The organism is Novosphingobium sp. SG754 (assembly GCF_013149315.1).
Lineage (GTDB): Bacteria > Pseudomonadota > Alphaproteobacteria > Sphingomonadales > Sphingomonadaceae > Novosphingobium > Novosphingobium capsulatum.
Genome location: NZ_JABGCC010000002.1, coordinates 225,513 through 243,304, shown reverse-complemented (window position 1 = coordinate 243,304; position 17,792 = coordinate 225,513). Strand labels below are relative to the sequence as shown.

General features: G+C 65.6%; 15 protein-coding genes. 4 read left to right on the top strand and 11 right to left on the bottom strand.

Going from position 1 to position 17,792, the window contains the following annotated elements; genetic code table 11:
* Positions 1-88: 88 nt before the first annotated feature.
* Positions 89-946, top strand: coding sequence for a shikimate 5-dehydrogenase (locus FHW97_RS05670; RefSeq protein ID WP_171798338.1), 858 nt, complete (start codon positions 89-91; stop codon positions 944-946).
* A 139-nt stretch (positions 947-1,085) separates the two neighbouring features.
* On the top strand, positions 1,086-2,036 hold the full coding sequence (epsC, locus tag FHW97_RS05665) for a serine O-acetyltransferase EpsC (RefSeq protein WP_051146401.1): 951 nt from the start codon (positions 1,086-1,088) through the stop codon (positions 2,034-2,036).
* A 133-nt stretch (positions 2,037-2,169) separates the two neighbouring features.
* On the opposite strand, the gene FHW97_RS05660 is transcribed toward epsC, so the two are convergent.
* From FHW97_RS05660 to purU, 5 genes are read right to left on the bottom strand one after another with little or no spacing between them, the layout of a single operon-like run.
* On the bottom strand, positions 2,170-3,102 hold the full coding sequence (locus FHW97_RS05660; protein WP_171798337.1) for an electron transfer flavoprotein subunit alpha/FixB family protein: 933 nt from the start codon (positions 3,100-3,102) through the stop codon (positions 2,170-2,172).
* Positions 3,102-3,848 (bottom strand): electron transfer flavoprotein subunit beta/FixA family protein, encoded by a 747-nt coding sequence (locus FHW97_RS05655; RefSeq protein ID WP_171798336.1) that lies wholly within the window; start codon positions 3,846-3,848, stop codon positions 3,102-3,104. Before FHW97_RS05655 ends, FHW97_RS05660 begins: the two co-directional genes overlap by 1 nt.
* Positions 3,849-3,870: 22 nt before the next feature.
* On the bottom strand, positions 3,871-5,262 hold the full coding sequence (locus tag FHW97_RS05650; protein WP_171798335.1) for an L-serine ammonia-lyase: 1,392 nt from the start codon (positions 5,260-5,262) through the stop codon (positions 3,871-3,873).
* On the bottom strand, positions 5,259-5,753 hold the full coding sequence (locus FHW97_RS05645; RefSeq protein ID WP_171798334.1) for a prolyl-tRNA synthetase associated domain-containing protein: 495 nt from the start codon (positions 5,751-5,753) through the stop codon (positions 5,259-5,261). Before FHW97_RS05645 ends, FHW97_RS05650 begins: the two co-directional genes overlap by 4 nt.
* Positions 5,750-6,601, bottom strand: coding sequence for a formyltetrahydrofolate deformylase (gene purU / locus FHW97_RS05640; RefSeq protein ID WP_216647686.1), 852 nt, complete (start codon positions 6,599-6,601; stop codon positions 5,750-5,752). The genes FHW97_RS05645 and purU overlap by 4 nt, the downstream gene beginning before the upstream one ends.
* Before the next feature lie 175 nt (positions 6,602-6,776).
* Here purU and FHW97_RS05635 point away from each other — a divergent pair, with 175 nt between their 5' ends.
* A complete protein-coding gene (locus FHW97_RS05635) occupies positions 6,777-7,727 on the top strand; it encodes a LysR family transcriptional regulator (protein ID WP_171798333.1) in 951 nt (316 codons plus the stop codon).
* A gap of 151 nt (positions 7,728-7,878) precedes the next feature.
* Positions 7,879-8,862: a PAS domain-containing protein gene (locus tag FHW97_RS05630; protein WP_171793440.1), complete on the top strand. Its 984-nt coding sequence runs from the start codon at positions 7,879-7,881 to the stop codon at positions 8,860-8,862.
* 18 nt (positions 8,863-8,880) lie between these two features.
* Here the strand turns inward: FHW97_RS05630 and FHW97_RS05625 are convergent, their stop codons facing one another.
* The 6 genes from FHW97_RS05625 to FHW97_RS05600 are packed head-to-tail and all read right to left on the bottom strand — an operon-like array spanning position 8,881 to position 17,581.
* Positions 8,881-9,411: a sarcosine oxidase subunit gamma gene (locus tag FHW97_RS05625; RefSeq protein WP_171798332.1), complete on the bottom strand. Its 531-nt coding sequence runs from the start codon at positions 9,409-9,411 to the stop codon at positions 8,881-8,883.
* The gene (locus tag FHW97_RS05620) at positions 9,404-12,286 is read right to left on the bottom strand and encodes a 2Fe-2S iron-sulfur cluster-binding protein (protein WP_171798331.1); all 2,883 of its coding nucleotides are present in this window, start codon (positions 12,284-12,286) and stop codon (positions 9,404-9,406) included. Before FHW97_RS05620 ends, FHW97_RS05625 begins: the two co-directional genes overlap by 8 nt.
* Entirely contained in the window at positions 12,283-12,555 is a 273-nt protein-coding gene (locus tag FHW97_RS05615) for a sarcosine oxidase subunit delta (protein WP_062785691.1), read from the bottom strand. The genes FHW97_RS05620 and FHW97_RS05615 overlap by 4 nt, the downstream gene beginning before the upstream one ends.
* A gap of 22 nt (positions 12,556-12,577) precedes the next feature.
* Positions 12,578-13,831 (bottom strand): sarcosine oxidase subunit beta family protein, encoded by a 1,254-nt coding sequence (locus FHW97_RS05610; RefSeq protein ID WP_022675220.1) that lies wholly within the window; start codon positions 13,829-13,831, stop codon positions 12,578-12,580.
* Position 13,832: 1 nt separating this feature from the next.
* Positions 13,833-15,068: an SRPBCC family protein gene (locus FHW97_RS05605; protein WP_107716550.1), complete on the bottom strand. Its 1,236-nt coding sequence runs from the start codon at positions 15,066-15,068 to the stop codon at positions 13,833-13,835.
* 5 nt (positions 15,069-15,073) lie between these two features.
* A complete protein-coding gene (locus FHW97_RS05600; RefSeq protein ID WP_171798330.1) occupies positions 15,074-17,581 on the bottom strand; it encodes an FAD-dependent oxidoreductase in 2,508 nt (835 codons plus the stop codon).
* Between the last annotated feature and the right edge of the window lie 211 nt (positions 17,582-17,792).

Genomic DNA, 17,792 nt, shown 5'->3' with positions numbered 1-17,792 from the left:
CCTGTCAAGCTGCCTCAACAGGCTGGCCTTGCCCCGGCAATTCATGCCATGGCTGGGCCGACCGTCAGCCCTTCCCCCAGGAGCCTCAATGCCCAACAAGCCCCCCATCGGCCGCGATACCCGCCTGTGCATGTCGCTGTCGGGCCGCCCCGGCAATGCCGGATCGCGGCTGCACAACTACCTTTATGAGGCACTGGGCCTCGATTTTATCTACAAGTCTTTCTCCACGCGCGATCTGCCGGCGGCCGTTGCCGGCATCCGCGCGCTCGACATTCGCGGCAGCGCGATCTCGATGCCGTTCAAGGAAGCGGTGATCCCTCTGCTCGATACGCTCGAACCCTCCGCACTCGCGATCGACAGCGTCAACACCATCGTCAACGACGACGGCCACCTCACCGGCTACAACACCGATTACACCGCCTGCCGCCAGTTGATCGAGGCCAGCCCCGCCGATCCGGCCAAGCCGTTCATCCTGCGCGGCAGTGGCGGCATGGCCAAGGCCGTGGTTGCGGCGCTACGCGACGCGGGCTTTACCCAGGGCACGATCGTGGCGCGCAATGCCGAGGCCGGCCCGGCGCTTGCCGAGCGCTATGGCTTTGCCTGGGCCAGCGACGTGCCCGCCGCCGGCGCGCCGCTGCTGGTCAACGTGACGCCGCTGGGCATGGAAGGCCCCGATGCCCAGGCGCTGGCCTTCCCGGCCGAAATGATCGCCGCCGCAGACGTGGCGTTCGACGTGGTGGCCCAACCGGCGCAAACGCCGTTCATCGTTGCCGCGCTGGCGGCCGGAAAGCCGGTCGTTTCGGGGGCTGAGGTCATCGTGCTTCAGGCAGTGGAGCAGTTCGTGCTCTATACCGGGGTGCGTCCGTCGGCCGACCTGGTGATCGAGGCCGCACGCTTTGCCCACGGCGATGCCACGGCCGCGCGCCTGGCGGCGACCGGCCTTTAGGCGCCGCGCCGGCATAACGCCGCGCAAACAACTGGCAACATTCCCGCAAGGCCCCCTTCCCGTGGCTGTGGCACATCCTATATGATGCGCCACAGCCACGACGGCCCCTGATCGGCCGGCGGCAAGGCGCAGGAAGGACATGAGGGATATGGGCAAGGCCGAGGTCGAATTTCCCGAGCCGCCGTTTGCCATCGACGATGTTGTCGCGCACCTGCGCCGGGTGCGCGAGGGCTGGCGCGATGCACGCAGCAAGCGCGGCGATTACGGCGCGGTCGGCTTCCCCTCGCGCCACGCGCTGGGCCGCATCATCGATGTACTGGCCGCCGCATTGTTCCCGCTGCGCCTGGGCCCGGCCGAAGTGACCGCCGCCAACGAAGACATCTTCGTTGCCGCCAGCCTGCAATCGGCGCTGCCCCTGCTGGCCGCGCAAGTGCGGATGGAACTGCACTACAGCCATCCCCAGGATTGCAACGCCACTGTCGATGCCGAGGTCAACCGCATCGTCACCGCGCTCGCCGCGCGCCTCCCGGAAATCCGCCGCCTGCTCGACAGCGACGTCGAAGCCGCGTTCGACGGCGATCCCGCAGCGCGCTGCGTCGATGAAGTGCTGCTGTGCTATCCGTTCGTCACCGCCGTGCTGCATCACCGCGTGGCGCACGAGCTTTACAAGCTGGGCGCCCCGCTGGTGGCGCGCATCCTGGCTGAAATCGCCCATTCGCGCACCGGCATCGATATTCACCCTGGCGCCACGATTGGTGAGCGTTTCTTCATCGATCACGGCACTGGCGTGGTGATCGGGCAGACCGCGATCATCGGCAAGCGGGTGCGGATCTATCAGGCCGTAACGCTCGGCGCGCGGAGTTTCAGCACCGACGAGGAAGGCCGCCTGGTCAAGGACGAGGCCCGCCACCCGATCATCGAGGATGACGTGACGATCTACGCCGGCGCCACGATCCTGGGCCGCGTCACCATCGGCCGTTGCTCGGTGATCGGCGGCAATGTCTGGCTTACGCGCTCCGTTCCCCCGGGCAGCCGCGTGCGCCAAACCCAGGCGAGCGTCACTGTGGAAGCGGGCGATCCCTGCGATTGATTGTTTTCGGGCTTGGGGCCCGAAACATGCCCTCCCCTAACCCCTCCCGCCAGCGGGAGGGGGACTTTCAGTGGTGCCCCTAAACTCCCCTCCCGCTGGCGGGAGGGGCTGGGGGAGGGCATGTTTTATTCCCTCAAAGCTTGCCCACCAGTTCCGGCACGGCGGTGAACAGATCAGCCACCAGGCCCACGTCGGCCACCTGGAAGATCGGGGCGTCTTCGTCCTTGTTGATGGCGATGATGGTCTTTGAGTCCTTCATGCCGGCAAGGTGCTGGATCGCCCCGGAAATGCCCACCGCGACATAGACCTGCGGCGCCACGATCTTGCCGGTCTGGCCGACCTGGTAATCGTTGGGCACATAGCCGGCGTCCACCGCAGCGCGGCTCGCGCCGATCGCGGCGCCGAGCTTGTCGGCCAGCGGGGTGATCGTTGCGGCAAAGGTTTCCGCGTCTTTCAGGGCACGACCGCCCGAGACGATGATCTTGGCGCTGGTCAGTTCCGGCCGCTCGCTCTTGGCGATTTCCGCGCCGACGAAGCTGGAGAGGCCAGCGTCGCCCGCGCCGCTCACCGCGTCCACGCTGGCGCTGCCGCCGCTCGCCTCGGCCTTGGCAAAGGCCGTCGCGCGCACCGTCACCACCAGCTTGGCATCGCTCGATTCGACCGTGGCGATGGCGTTGCCGGCATAGATCGGCCGGGTGAAGGTCTTGGGCCCTTCAACCGAGAGAATGTCCGACACCTGCGCCACGTCGAGCAGCGCGGCGACGCGCGGCGCGACGTTCTTGCCGGTGGTCGTGGCCGGCGCCACGAAAGCATCGTGGTCGGCCATCAGGTCGACGATCAGCGGCGCAACATTTTCCGCCAGCGCATGGGCGTAGGCCGCGTCATCGGCCTTGAGCACGGCGGCCACGCCGGCAATCTGCGCGGCGGCCTGGGCCACGCCATCGACGCCTTCGCCCGCGACCAGCGCAACCACGTCGCCCAGCTGGCCCGCTGCCGTCACCGCGCTCAGCGTCGCGTCCTTGATCGCCGCGCCGTCATGCTCGACCCAGAGAAGAACCTTACCCATCACGCGACTCCCAGTTCCTTGAGCTTGGCCACCAGCGCATCGACATCGGCCACCTTGACGCCGGCCGCGCGCACCGGCGGCTCGGCCACTTTCAGCGTCTTGAGGCGCGGCGCCACATCGACACCGAGGTCGGCCGGGGTCTTGGTGGCCAGCGGCTTGGACTTGGCCTTCATGATATTGGGCAGCGAGGCATAGCGCGGTTCGTTCAAGCGCAGGTCGGTGGTCATCACCGCCGGCAGCGCCAGCTTGACCGTTTCCAGGCCGCCATCGATCTCGCGCTTGACGATCAGATGATCGCCTTCGACGCTGACTTCATTGGCAAAGGTGCCCTGCGGCCGGCCGAGCAGCGCGGCCACCATCTGGCCCACCTGGTTGGAATCGTCGTCGATCGCCTGCTTGCCGGTGATGATCAGGCCCGGCTGTTCCTCACCCGCGATCGCCGTCACGATCTTGGCCACGGCCAAGGGCTCGACCTCGTCATCACTCTGCACCAGGATCGCGCGGTCCGCACCCATCGCCAGCGCCGTGCGCAGCGTGTCGCTCGCCTTCGCCGGCCCCACCGACACCGCCACGATCTCGCTCACCACGCCCTTTTCCTTCAGGCGAATGGCTTCCTCGACCGCGATCTCGTCGAACGGGTTCATGCTCATCTTCACGTTCGCCAGCTCGACACCCGTGCCATCCGCCTTCACCCGCGGCTTCACGTTGTAGTCGATCACCCGCTTCACGCAGACCAGGGCTTTCATCGATACATCTCCTCGAACTCGCTCAGCATTCCACCACGTTGACCGCCACGACGTTCACCGCCAGGCCGCCTTGCGAGGTTTCCTTGTACTTGTCACGCATGTCTGCGCCGGTTTGGCGCATGGTTTCGATCACCTTGTCAAGACTCACCATGTGCTGGCCATCGCCCAGCATGGCGAGGCGCGAGGCGTCGATCGCCTTGACCGCGCCCATGGCATTGCGCTCGATACACGGGATCTGCACCAGGCCGCCCACCGGATCGCAGGTCAGGCCCAGATTGTGCTCCATGCCGATTTCGGCGGCGTTTTCGATCTGGGCATTGTTGCCACCCAGCGCCGCCGTGAGGCCCGCCGCCGCCATCGAACAGGCCACGCCCACTTCGCCCTGGCAGCCCACTTCGGCGCCGGAAATGGAAGCGTTGCGCTTGTAAAGCGCGCCGATCGCCGCCGCCGTCAGCAGGAACGTGCGCCGCCCGGCGCGATCGCCGCGATAGCAGCGCTCGTAATAGCGCAGCACTGCCGGAATGATCCCGGCCGCGCCATTGGTGGGTGCCGTCACCACGCGGCCACCAGCGGCGTTCTCCTCGTTCACCGCCATCGCCCACAGGTTGATCCAGTCGAGCACGGCGAGCGGCTCTGACAGCGACATCTGCTGGCGATGCTGCAATTCCTGCGCCAGCGCGGCGGCACGGCGGCGCACTTTCAGGCCGCCAGGCAGGATTCCGCCCTGCGCGCAGCCGCGATCGATGCAGGCGGCCATGGTATCGGCCAGCAGATCGAGCCCGGCGTCCACTTCGGACGGGCTGCGCCACGCCAGTTCGTTGGCCAGCATGATCTGGGCAAAGCTAAGGCCGGTGGCCTCGCCAATCTCGATCAGTTGCGCGGCCGAGGCAAAGGGATAGGGCAATTCCGGCACATCGAGCGCCGGCGCATTGCGGATCACCTCGTCCTCGTCCAGCACGAAGCCGCCGCCCACCGAATAGAACAGCCGCCGGGTCAGCATCTCGCCTGCGTTGTCCCAGGCTGCCAGGGCCATGGCATTGCTGTGATAGGGCTGCCGCTCGCGCTGGAGAAAGCGCATGTCCTGCGCCGGGGCAAACGCAACCTCGTGCTGCCCGAGCAGCACGACGCGGCCCGATTGGTCCACCGCGGCAACGATGCCCGCCACCGCATCGGGATCGACCGTGGCAGGCACTTGCCCCGCCAGGCCCAGGATAATCGCCACGTCGGTGGCGTGGCCCTTGCCGGTCAGGGCCAATGACCCATAGAGATCGACCGATACCCGCGCCGTGCGCGCCAGCAGGCCCGCAGCCTCCAGCGCCTCGGTAAAGCGGCGCGCGGCGACCATCGGCCCCACGGTGTGCGAACTCGATGGCCCGATGCCGATCTTGAACAGGTCAAACGTGCTGACGGTCATGGCCGCTCCGGAATGCCAGACACGATCGCGGAGTGATTCCACCCTTCCAGGGCGCGCAACAAATCGCCACCGGAAAGACCGATCGTTGCTGTGTTGCGCAAGGGATGAACGTGAACCCGTTCTGCGTCAACCAGATCCGCGTCGATCACCACGCGAACTGCGCCATCGGCATCGTTGATCACCGCGAGCGGCGTCACCGCGCCGGGCGTCACGCCCAACAGACGCTCCATGTCTTCCGGCTTGCCAAAGCTGAACTTCTTGGCGCCGACCGCGCCAGCCAGCCCCTTGAGGTCCACCCGCTTGGCATGATCGACCGTTACCAGCCAGAAACTGCCATCGGCGTTCTTGAGGAACAGGTTCTTGGTGTGCGCCCCGGGCAGTGCGGCGTGAATCGCTTCGCTTTCCTCCACGGTGAACACTGCCTCGTGTTCCAGGCTGGACCATACCACGCCCAGCGCGGCCAGATCGGCGTAGAGCCGGGCCTCGCTCACTTGAACACCACGGTGCGGTGGCCATTGAGCATGACGCGATGCTCGCAATGGGCCTTGACCGCGCGGGTCAGCACGCGGCTTTCGGTTTCCTGGCCCTGGGCGATCAGGTCATCGACGGTATCGGCGTGGTCCACCATCGAGACATCCTGCGCGATGATTGGCCCTTCATCCAGATCGGGCGTTACGTAGTGGGCGGTGGCGCCCACCATCTTCACCCCGCGCTCGTAGGCACGGTGATAGGGCATCGCGCCCTTGAACGCCGGCAGCGAGGAATGGTGGATGTTGATCACGCGGCCTTCCAGGGCGCGGCAGGTGGTGTCGGACAGCACCTGCATATACCGCGCCAGGATCACCAGATCGACGTTCTGCTGCGCGATCATGTCCAGCAGCCTTGCTTCCTGCTCCACCTTGTTTTCCGGCGTGATCGGCAGGTGGTGGAAGGGGATGCCCTCGTGCTCCACCCGGCGCTGCCAGGTGGTATGGTTCGAGACCACGCTGGTCACTTCCATCGGCAGATACCGCGTGGCGGTGCGATAGAGCAGGTCATTCAGGCAGTGCCCGCCCTTTGACACCATGACCAGGGCGCGCACCTTGACCGACAGATCGAAGACCTTCCAATCGATGCCATAGGCACTGCCGACCGAGAGGAACGCGGCGTTGAAGCGATCCACCGTCATGCCTTCGGGCGCGGTGAAGGCCACGCGCATGAAGAAGCGGCCGGTGACGGCATCATCGAACTGCGCGCTTTCAACGATGTTGCAATCCTGCGCCGAAATCGACGTGGCGATCGCGGCTACCAGGCCCTTGCGATCCACACACGAGACAAGCAGGACGAAATCGGGTTTCAAAAGCGCCACGTCAGCTCCCTTTCGCTGGTTGCCCGCATCTGTAGGACGGCTTGCCCGCAACAGGAACGGGGCAGCGCAGACAATAAGCAGATATAATCTGGTAGTTCAGGCATCATGATGGCACAAGAGTGCAGCACGGGGGCGCGAGAGGGCGCGCACCCAAAGGATCATGCCTATGCGCCTGCCCGCCGAATTCGATCTGCACGGCTTGGAAGTGTTTGTCCTGACGGTGGAACTGGGCGGGATGACCGCCTGCGCCCAGCAGTTGCGGATCACCCAGTCGGCGGTGTCGCAAACCATCACCCGGCTGGAACAGGGCATCGGCGCGCCGCTGTTCGATCGCTCGCTGCGGCCACTGGGCCTGACGCCATCGGGCCGCGCCCTGCACGAGCGCGCGCGCAAGCTGCTGGCCAGCGCGCGCACTGCCTATGACGAGGTGCGCGAAGGCGCGCAGCAGCCGATCGACCAGTTGACCGTGGGCATGAGCGAGAGCCTCGCCAACCTGCTCACCGCGCCGCTGCTGCGCCGGCACGGCATGCGCGTGGGTTCATGGCGCGTGCGATCGGGCATTTCGCTGCGCCAGCAGCAGGAATTCCTGGCCCGGCGCTGCGACATGCTGGTGACCGGCAGCAATACCCTGGAAAAACACCCGGGCATCGAACACCACGACGTGATCGATGATCCCTTCGTGATGATCTTTCCGGCCGACCACAGCGGCAGCATCGATCCGGCCGACGTGGCCGAACGCATGCCGTTCGTGCGCTATTCACTCGATACCGGCATGGGCCAGCGCATCGAAAGCCAGTTGACCCGCATGAAGCTGCGCCTGCCCAATGTGATCGAGGTGGAGATCATTCACCAGCAATTGACCACGGTGGGCATGGGCATCGGCTGGAGCATAACCTCGCTGCTGTGCCTCGCCGCCCTGCCCCAGCTGATGCCGCAGCTGCGCGTCGAACCCCTGCCGCGCGGCCGCTTTGCCCGCCGCATCCAGGTGGTAGCGCGGATGGGCGAACTCGGCGATCTGCCCAGTCAGACTGCTGCCCTGGCGCGCGAGACCCTGCTGGATCAGGTCCTGCCGCCCCTGATGACCAACCTGCCCTGGGCCGGACCTCTGCTTGGGTGATCCAGCGGCCATGAGAATCGCGGCAACGCCAAAAAGTGCGCTTTTCCGCCATTTTTGCCGGAACCTTTGCATTAACTAAGGATTAGAGCCCCGTCGCGAAGGTGCGCGTGGGGCACGCCTGACCGGGTGTTGGGGAACTCCGGCAGTAATCATGACTAACAACGAACTTTCACGGCAGGTTGCCGGAATCTCGCAACTCTCGCTGGCTGCGGCGCTCGACCAGAGCGTGGATTGCGTCAAGGTTATCGGGCTTGATGGCGCGGTAACTTACGTCAATCCCAATGGCTTGTGCGCCATGGAGATCGATACGCCGTCAGACGTGCTGGGCAAGCGCTGGGACACGCTCTGGCCCGAAGAAGGCCGGCCGCATATCGCCAGCGGCTTTGCCACGGCCCAGGCCGGCGGTGTATCGCGGTTTCGTGCCCATTGCCCCACGGCCAAGGGCAACAGCCGCTGGTGGGACGTGAGTGTTTCGGCGCTGCGCGACGATACCGGCAAGCTGATCAGCTATCTGGCCGTGTCGCGCGACGTGACTGATGCCGAACTCTCCCGCCAGGTGCTGGAAACCGCCACGCGCGAGTTGCACCATCGGCTGCGCAACACCTATACGATGATTTCCAGCCTGATCCGCGGCTTTGCCCGTGGCGACGCGCACAACGATGCCTTTGCCGGGCAGATGGCCGAACGCCTGATTGCGATGGGCCGCGCCCAGGCCCTGTTCACCAGCCTGGAAGTGCCGTGCAGCCTGGTCGAACTGATCGATGCGCTGGTCCTGCCCTTTGGCAGTGCGTTCTGCCCGGTGGCGACCGACAAGGTGCGCGACATGCCGATTGCGCGCGCCCTGGCTGACACGATCGCCCTGGTCGTGGGTGAACTGGCGGTCAATTCCTCGAAGCATGGCGCGATCGCGCATGGCGGCGCTATCACGCTGTCGAGCGAGGATCAGGACGGCGACATCGTGATCACCTGGCACGAGGTTTCGAACCGCCCCGTGCAGGCAACCTCGCGCGATGGCGGCCAGGGGCTGAACCTCATCAACCGCATCGTGCGGCTGCGCGAGGGCGCGATCGACCTGGACTGGCAGCCCGATGGCCTGACCGCGCGCCTGCGCTTCAAGGGCGGTGTGGCGGCCTGAATTTCAGGCCAATTCTGCTTAGCCGCGTTCCGCCGCCTTGAGTGCGTGCCACAGCCACGGGGCAAAGCTGCGCCACACGAACACGCGGAACACGGTCGCGCTTTCGCGCCACAGGATCACTTCCACCGTTTCGAAAACGGTGCGCGTGGCGCGGCCCACGGCAAACCGGTCGAGATCGAGCGGACATCCCGATGACAGGACGGTGGCCGCCCCTGCCCCCTCCACCCGGATGACCACGCCGCGCGCGGAAATGTCCACCACGCTCACCGGTTGCCCGGCGCCATCGGGCAGCGCGGTGCCGGCAGGCAGATCGGCCAGCCATTCGTCTGGCCCGAGGCAGGCGATGCCATCCAGCGTCTCGCCAATGCGCGCCGGTACCGCGCGGCCGATCACGCCTGAAAGCGCATCCGCCGTGCGGGCACGCAGCGACCAGCGGCTGGCCGGCGCTTCCAGCGTCAGCGCCACGCCCGAGGCGGTAACTGCCTGGGCCTCCAGCGCCAGATCGGTGCCGGCCACGGCCAGGGCGGGGATCGCAAGGACATCAGACATCGAGGCGGCTCCCTTGCGGATCATAGAACACGGTGCTGGCGCTCACCCGCGCGCGGATCGTGCGGCCCGGCATCGGCACATGGATCACCTGGCCATCGCGCGCGCGGCCGTCGGCAATCACCGCCATGGCGATGGAGCGGCCCAGCGTGGCGCTGTGATAGGACGAGGTGACGTGGCCCAGCATGGTCATCGGCACCGGCTGATCGGGATCGGCGACGATCTGCGCGCCTTCTTCCAGCACTTCCTGCGGGTCTTCGGTCAGCAGCCCGACCAGTTGCTTGCGCCCCGGCGCGCTCATGTCGGGCCGGACGAGCGAGCGCTTGCCGACGAAATCGGGCTTCTTGGTGCCCACGGCCCAGGCCATACCGGCGTCATCCGGGGTCAGCGTGCCGTCGGTATCCTGCCCGACGATGACATAGCCCTTTTCGGCGCGGAGCACGTGCATCGTCTCGGTGCCATAGGGGGTAATGCCATGCGCCTGACCAGAGGCGTGGATCGCCTCCCACACCATGCGCCCATGCTCGGCCGGCACGTTGACTTCATAGCCAAGCTCGCCGGTAAAGCTCACGCGGAACAGGCGCGTCGGCACGCCGCAGATACGGCCCTCGCGAATAGCCATGTGGGGAAAGGCGCCAGGCGCCAGATCGATGCCTTCGACCAGCGGCGCGATCACGGCGCGGGCGAGCGGCCCCTGCACCGCGATCACCGCCCACTGCTCGGTCGTGCTGGTCAGCCAGACGTCGAGATCGCTCCATTCGGTCTGGAGATAGTCTTCCATCATCGCCAGAACGCGCGCCGCGCCGCCGGTGGTGGTGGTCAGGTGGAAACGATCGGGCGCCAGGCGTGCCGAAACGCCATCGTCGGTGATGAAGCCATCCTCGCGCAGCAGCAGCCCATAGCGGCAGCGGCCGGGTGCCAGCGCCTTCCACGGGTTGGTGTACATGCGGTTGAGGAATTCGGCGGCATCGGGTCCGACCACCTCGATCTTGCCCAGGGTCGATGCATCGAACATGCCCACCTGCTGGCGCACCGCCAAGCACTCGCGCGCGACGGCGGCGTGCATGTCTTCGCCGCCTTGGGGGAAATAGCGCGCACGGCGCCATTGCGCCACGTTCTCGAACACGGCGCCGCGCGCATCGGCCCAACCATCGATCACCGTCTTGCGGATCGGCTGGAACAGCGCATCCTTGTGATGCCCCATCAGCGCGCCGAACGTCTGCGGCGTATAGGGCGGGCGGAACGTGGTGAGGCCGATATCGGTCACCGGCTTGGACAGGCTGCCCGAGGCAATCTGCAAGCCGTTGAGGTTGCTGGTCTTGCCCTGGTCGGTGGCCATGCCATTGGTGGTATAGCGCTTGATATGCTCGATCGAGCGCATGCCCTCGCGCACCGCCAGATCGATATCGCGCGCCTTCACGTCGTTCTGGAAATCGACGAAAGCCTTGGTCTGCCAGATCGGCTTGGGGCCAGGCAGCGTGCCCAGCGCCAGGCCCGCGCCCATGTCCCAGGCGCCCGCCCCGGCGCCCACGGCACGGCAGTTTTCCTGCGCCACGTCGGGCAGATAGGCGCCCCAGGCAGCGTCCCAGCGCAAGCTGCCCTTGGCGTGGCTCCACAAATGCACCGTCGGCGTCCAGCCACCGGCCATCAGCAGCGCATCGACCGCCAGTTGCTGGCCCTGCCCGGTGCCACCGGGGGCAAAGGTCACGCCGCTCACCCCATGGCGGCCCGCCACCTGCGTGACGGCATGGCCAAGATGCACGGCAATCCCCGCGCCGCGCACGGCAGCAACCAGATCGGCCGCCACTTCGCCCCGCAAGTCGATCACCGCCACCACGTTGACGCCCGCCGCCTTGAGCGCCAGCGCATCGCGCCAGCCGCTGTCGTGCACCGCCATCACGGCCACCGCGCGGCCCACCGCCACGCCATAGCGCACCGCCAGCGTGCGCCCGGCGCTCGACAGCATCACGCCCGGCACGTCGTTGCCATCGAACACCAGCGGGCGCTCGATCGCGCCCTGGGCCAGGATGACCTCGCCGGCGCGGATGCGCCACAGCCGCTCGCGCGCGCCGCTCGCCTGCGCCGGGGCCAGATGATCGGTCAGCTGCTCTACCGCGCCCACGAAGTTCTGGTGGTAATAGCCGAACGCGGTGGTGCGGGTCAGCACAGTCACGTTGCCGAGCCGGCGCAGTGCCATGGTCTTGTCGGCCACTTCGCCCCACAGCGTCTGGTCCGACAGGGCACCGCCGCCTAGTTCGTCCTGCTCGTCGATCAGGATCACCCGGCCGCCGTCGGCCGCCGCCGCCAGCGCGGCATCGATCCCGGCCAGGCCGCCGCCGACGACCAGCACCTCGCAATGGGCATAAGTGGCGTCGTAATAATCGGGATCGCGCTCCGTTGGGCTGGCGCCCAGCCCGGCCATGCGCCGGATCGCCGGCTCATAGAGCTTTTCCCAGGCCGAACGCGGCCACATGAATGTCTTGTTGTAGAAACCGGCCGGAAAGAACGCGCCAAGCCGATCGTTGACCGCGCCCAGGTCGAACTTGAGCGAGGGATAGCGGTTCTGGCTTTGCGCGGTAAGGCCCTGATACAGCGGTACGGATGGCGCGCGCAGATTGGGCGTGCGCCGGCCCCAACCCGGCCCGGCCCCACCGCGGTCCACTGTCACCAAGGCATTGGGCTCTTCCGTCCCCATGCCCAGAATGCCGCGCGGGCGGTGATACTTGAACGAGCGGCCGAATAGCATCTGCCCCGATGCCACCAGCGCCGAGGCCAGGCTGTCACCGGTAAAGCCGCGATGGGCGCGCCCGTCAAAGGTGAAATCCAGCGGCGCGGCGCGGTTGACGCGGCCGCCGGCAGGAAGACGATAGCCGCTCATTTACGCGGTTCCCCGGCCTTGTAGGTCTGTTCGAAACGATCGCTCACGGTATCTCGCACGGCATTGAAGAAACGCCCGCAACCGTGGGTATGCCGCCAGCGTTCATGGTGCCGCCCGCGCGGATTGCGGCGGATGTAGAGATAGTGCTCCCATTCCTCGTCGCTCAGCGTTGCAGGATCGAGCGGGCGTGCGATATGCGCCTCGCCACCATAGACGAATTCCACCTCGGGGCGGTCTTCTTCGCAATAGGGGCAATGAATCAACAGCATGGCTTGGTTCCCTGCGCCTTGCTCAGTGGGCCACGGCGGCTGCGGCCGCCTCGTCGATCATCCGCCCGTTGCGGAACCGGTCGAGCGTGAACGGCGCGTTGATCGCGTGCGGGGCATCGTGGGCGATGGTGTGCGCCAGCAGATCCGCCGCGCCCGGCGTCGCCTTGAACCCGCCCGTGCCCCAACCGCAGTTGACATAGAGGCCCTGAACCGGGGTCTTGCCCAGGATCGGCGAGCGATCGGGCGTCACGTCGACGATCCCGCCCCAGGTGCGCAACATGCGCATGCGGGTAAAGATCGGGAAGATCTCGCAGATCGCCGCCAGGGTATGCTCGATGATGTGGAACGCCCCGCGCTGCGAATACGAGGTGTACTGGTCGGTCCCCGCGCCGATCACCAGCTCGCCCTTGTCGGACTGGCTGATATAGGCATGCACGGTGTTGGACATGACCACGCAGGGAAAAATCGGCTTGACCGGCTCTGACACCAGGGCCTGCAGCGGATAGCTTTCCAGCGGAAATTGCAGGCCGGCCATGTTCATGACGACCGAGGTATTGCCGGCCGCCGATACGCCGATCTTTTTCGCGCCGATGAAGCCGCGCTCGGTCTCCACCCCCAGCACGGCACCATCGGGCCCGCGCCGGATGCCGGTGACGGCGCAGTTCTGGATGATGTCCACGCCCAGCGCCGTCGCCTTGCGGGCATAGCCCCAGGCGACGCTATCGTGCCGCGCGGTGCCGCCGCGCCGCTGCAACGCCCCGCCCAGCACCGGATGGCGCGCATTGGGCGAGATATCGAGCGGCGGGCAATAGGCCTGGCATTCTTCCGGGCTCAACCATTCATTGTCCACGCCGTTCAGGCGGTTGGCGTGGATATGGCGCTTGAAGCTCTGGATGTCATGCACGTTGTGCGCGAGCATCAGCACGCCGCGCTTCGAATACATCACGTTGTAGTTGAGCTCCTGGCTCAACCCGTCCCACAGCTTGACCGCATGGTCATAGAGGTGGGCGCTTTCATCGTAGAGGTAGTTCGAGCGGATGATCGTGGTGTTGCGCCCGGTGTTGCCACCGCCCAGCCAGCCTTTTTCGATCACCGCAACATTGGTGATCCCATACTTGGCCGCCAGGTAATAGGCCGCGCCCAGGCCATGCCCGCCCGCGCCCACGATGATCACGTCATAGGCCGCCTTGGGTGCCTTGTCGGGCCATTGTTCCGGCCACGACTGGTGCCCCGAAAAAGCCTGCGCGATGAGATTGAGCCCGGAAAAGCGCATCATCTTATGGCTGTCCTGCCGCTTCCAGCGCGGCCTTGGCGCGCTCGACGTAGAAGGTCTTGAAGGCATCGACGAGGTTTTCCTCGAGCGCGTAAGGCCCGGGGCGATAGCCATCGGTAACGATGCCGGCGTGGTTCATTTCCGCCAAGTGGCGGTCCTGGCGGTTGGTCGCCTTCCACACGTGGGTCAGGTTCTCGACCGTGTAGTCTTCGCCTTCCACCGCGTCTTCGTGCACCAGCCACGAGGTGCGCAGGATCGAACGATCCGGTCCCTGCGGCATCACGCTGAACGTCACCACATGGTCGCAGCAGAAGTGGTGCCAGGAATTGGGCTGGGTCCATACCGAAACGCTGGTCGGCTCGGCGTGCTCGACCGGCCAGATCAGCTTCCTGGAAGCAGGCTGCCCGTCCATGGTCTGCGACAGCGCCCCGTGCGCCAGGCTGAGGCGACCCACGCGATGCCAGCCGCCATCGGGAAATTCGACCAGGTCGCGCCACACGCCCATGGCCTTCCAGCGCTCCACCTGGGCGGTCACATCGTCCTCATCAGCCGCGTCGCCATCTTCCGGGTTGCCCCGGCCAAAGCCCGATCCGCTCAGCGAATTGAGCAACTCGGGATGGTTGGCCTCGCAGTGATAGCACTCGCGGTTGTTTTCCATGACCAGCTTCCAGTTGGCCGTGTCATGCAGGTCTTCGACCGCGGCCACCTTGAGCTTGTCCATGTTATAGATGCCGATCGCGGCCGCGATGTCCTGCTTGGCCGGCTCGATCGGCGGCGGGTTGTCCGCCAGGCAGATGAACAGCAGGCCGCCGCAGTTTTCCAGCGCCACCTGGCGCAGGTTGTGCGCGCCCTTGTCAAAATCGTCGGGCATCCCCCGCGCGGCGATCAGCTTGCCATCAAGCCCGAATGTCCAGAAGTGATAGGGGCACATGATGCGCGGCATCGTGCCGGCCTGAACCTGGCAAATGCGCGATCCGCGATGGGTGCAGGTGTTGTAGAACGCGCGCACCTCGCCATCGCGGCCGCGCACAATGAACACCGAGTTGTTGGCCATTTCAAAGACGTAGAAATCGCCAGGGTTCTTCACGTGGGCCACGGTGCAGGCATAGAGCCACACCGACTTGAGCATCACTTCGGTATCGAAGCGAAAGGCTTCCTCGCTGGTGTAAAGCGCCTGCGGCAAGGTGTAGCCGGGGCGATCCTGGTTCAGCAGTTCGGCAATCGAAGCGAAATTGCGCATGGGAACTAGCTCCGCAATGCAAGGTTTTCGGGGTCGAAGGGCGAGTCTGGGATCACCACGGCCTTGTGCATCGTTCCGAGAATGGAAATCTCGAGTTCGGTGCCAAGGTTTGCGTGTTCGGGTGCGATCATCGCCAGCGCCAGCGACTTGGCCGTGCGCCAACCATAGCCGCCCGAAGTGGCGCGGCCAACCAGTTGTCCATCGCGATAGATCGCTTCGGAGCCGCGGGCATCGGCATCGGTGACGCCCAGCACCTCCAGGGTAACCAGAGTAGAAGAAAGACCGGCTTCCTTCTTCGCCAGCAGCCCGTCACGGCCAACGAAGTCCGGCTTCTTCATGGATATGAAGCGTTCAAGCCCGCTTTCCAGCGCGTTGTATTCCACGGAAAGTTCGCGCGGGATCAGCTTGTAGCTCTTTTCCAGCGCCATCGACGTCATCGCCCGGATGCCAAAGGGCTTGATGTCGAATTCGGCGCCGGCGTCCATCAGCTTGTCGAAGATGTAGTTCTGCATCTCGATCGGGTGGTGGAATTCCCAACCCAGCTCGCCAATGAAATTCACGCGCAGCGCATCGCACGGCGCCGCGCCGATCGAGATGCGCTTGCCCGTCAGCCACGGGAACGCCTCATTAGACAGATCGGTGCGGGTCACCTTGGCCAGCACGTCGCGGGCGCGCGGCCCGGCCAGGACCAGCACACCCATCGCCGTGGTCAGCCGCTCAAACTTGACCGAACCGTCGGCGGGCAGCGCCTTGATCAGGTAATCGTGGTCGTGCTGCTCCAGCGCGCCGGCCGAAACCAGGTAATAGCTTTGCGGCCCGCGCTTGTAGACAGTGAACTCGCTGCGCACGCCGCCAGCCGGTGTCAGCAGATACGACAGCGATACGCGGCCGATCTTCTTGGGCACCGCGTTGGACAACAGATTGCCCAGCCAGTCTTCCGCACCAGGGCCGGAAATCCGGCACTTGGCAAACGCGCTCATGTCCTGAATGCCAACCTTTTCCGTCACATGGCGGCATTCATTGCCAACATGCTCGAAGTAGTTGGAGCGGCGGAACGACCACTTTTCGCGGATCGGCGCGCCCGGCACATCGGGATGGTTGTGGTTGAGGAGGGTTTCGGGCCGATCGAGATCGGCGTCGGTCAGTTCATAGCCTTCGGGCGCGAACCAGTTGGGGCGCTCCCAGCCGAACACGCTGCCGAACACCGCGCCCAGCTTCTTCATGCGGTCATAGCACGGCGTCTGGCGCAGCGGGCGGGCAGCCTCGCGCTCTTCATCGGGATAGTGAACGGTGAACACCTTGGCATAGGCTTCCTCGTTCTTTTCGATGAGATAGCCTTCGTCGGCATAAGTGCCGAAGCGGCGCGGATCGACCCCCATCATGTCGATGGTGGGTTCGCCGTCCACAATCCAGTGGGCCAGCTGCCAACCCGCGCCGCCGGCTGCCGTGATGCCGAAGCTGTGACCTTCATTGAGCCAGAAGTTCTTCAGCCCCGGCGCAGGACCGACGATGGGCGACCCGTCGGGCGTGTAGGCAATGGCGCCGTTGTAAACCTTCTTGATCCCCAGCTCACCAAAGGCGGGCACGCGCTCGATCGCCGAGAGGATATAGGGCTCCAAACGTTCGAGAGCATCGGGAAACAGTTCATATTCGCTGTTGGCGGCCGGCCCCTTCACATAGCAGGCCGGTGCGCCGACTTCATACGGGCCAAGCAGCAGGCCGCCGGCTTCCTCGCGCATGTACCAGCTCGAGTCGCTTTCGCGCAGCACGCCCATTTCGGGCAGGCCCTTGGCGCGGCGCTCCATGATCGCGGGGTGCTGCTCGGTGACGATGTACTGATGCTCAACCGGGATCACCGGCACATCCAGGCCGACCATCGCGCCGGTCTGGCGGGCAAAGCTGCCGGTGGCCGAAACCACATGCTCGCAGGTGATCTCGCCCTGGTCGGTGGCCACCACCCATTCGCCATTGGCCTTCTGGGTGATGCCCGTGACCGTGGTGTTGCGCATGATCGTGGCGCCGCGCTGGCGTGCGCCCTTGGCCAGGGCCTGGGTCAAGTCGGCCGGCTGGATATAGCCATCGGCGGGATGCTGGATGGCGCCGAGCACCCCGTCCATCTGCGCCAAGGGCCAGATTTCATGGACTTGCTCAGGGGTGAGGAAGTTCACATCCACCCCGATGGTCTTGGCCACGCCCGCGTAATAGCGGTATTCGTCCATGCGATCGGGGCTGTTGGCGAGGCGAATGTTCGACACGCGCGAGAAGCCGACGTTGAGGTCGGTTTCCGCTTCCAGGCTGGGATAGAGATCGACCGAATACTGGTGCAGCTTGCCGACCGAGTAGGACAGGTTGAACAGCGGCAGCAGGCCTGCGGCATGCCAGGTAGAGCCGGAGGTCAGTTCCTTGCGTTCGATCAGCACGACATCGGACCAGCCCATCTTGGCCAGGTGATACAACGTGCTGACGCCGACGACGCCGCCACCAATCACCACAACGCGCGCAGTAGTCTTCATGTCATGCCTCGGCTTTGCTTGGCTGCCTATTTGCAGAAGGGCTATTCCAGCGCGGGAACCGGCGCAATCACGGTGCCGCACCATTTTGGAAACTAATGCGAGGGATTAGAAATAATGCTTGCCCCAAGGTCGGGGTGCGCGGCGTTTCGAGTCCCGCCACCGCGCCATTTCGAACCCGCGCACTCGGCCCTGCCGCCACGGCGCCCGGCAC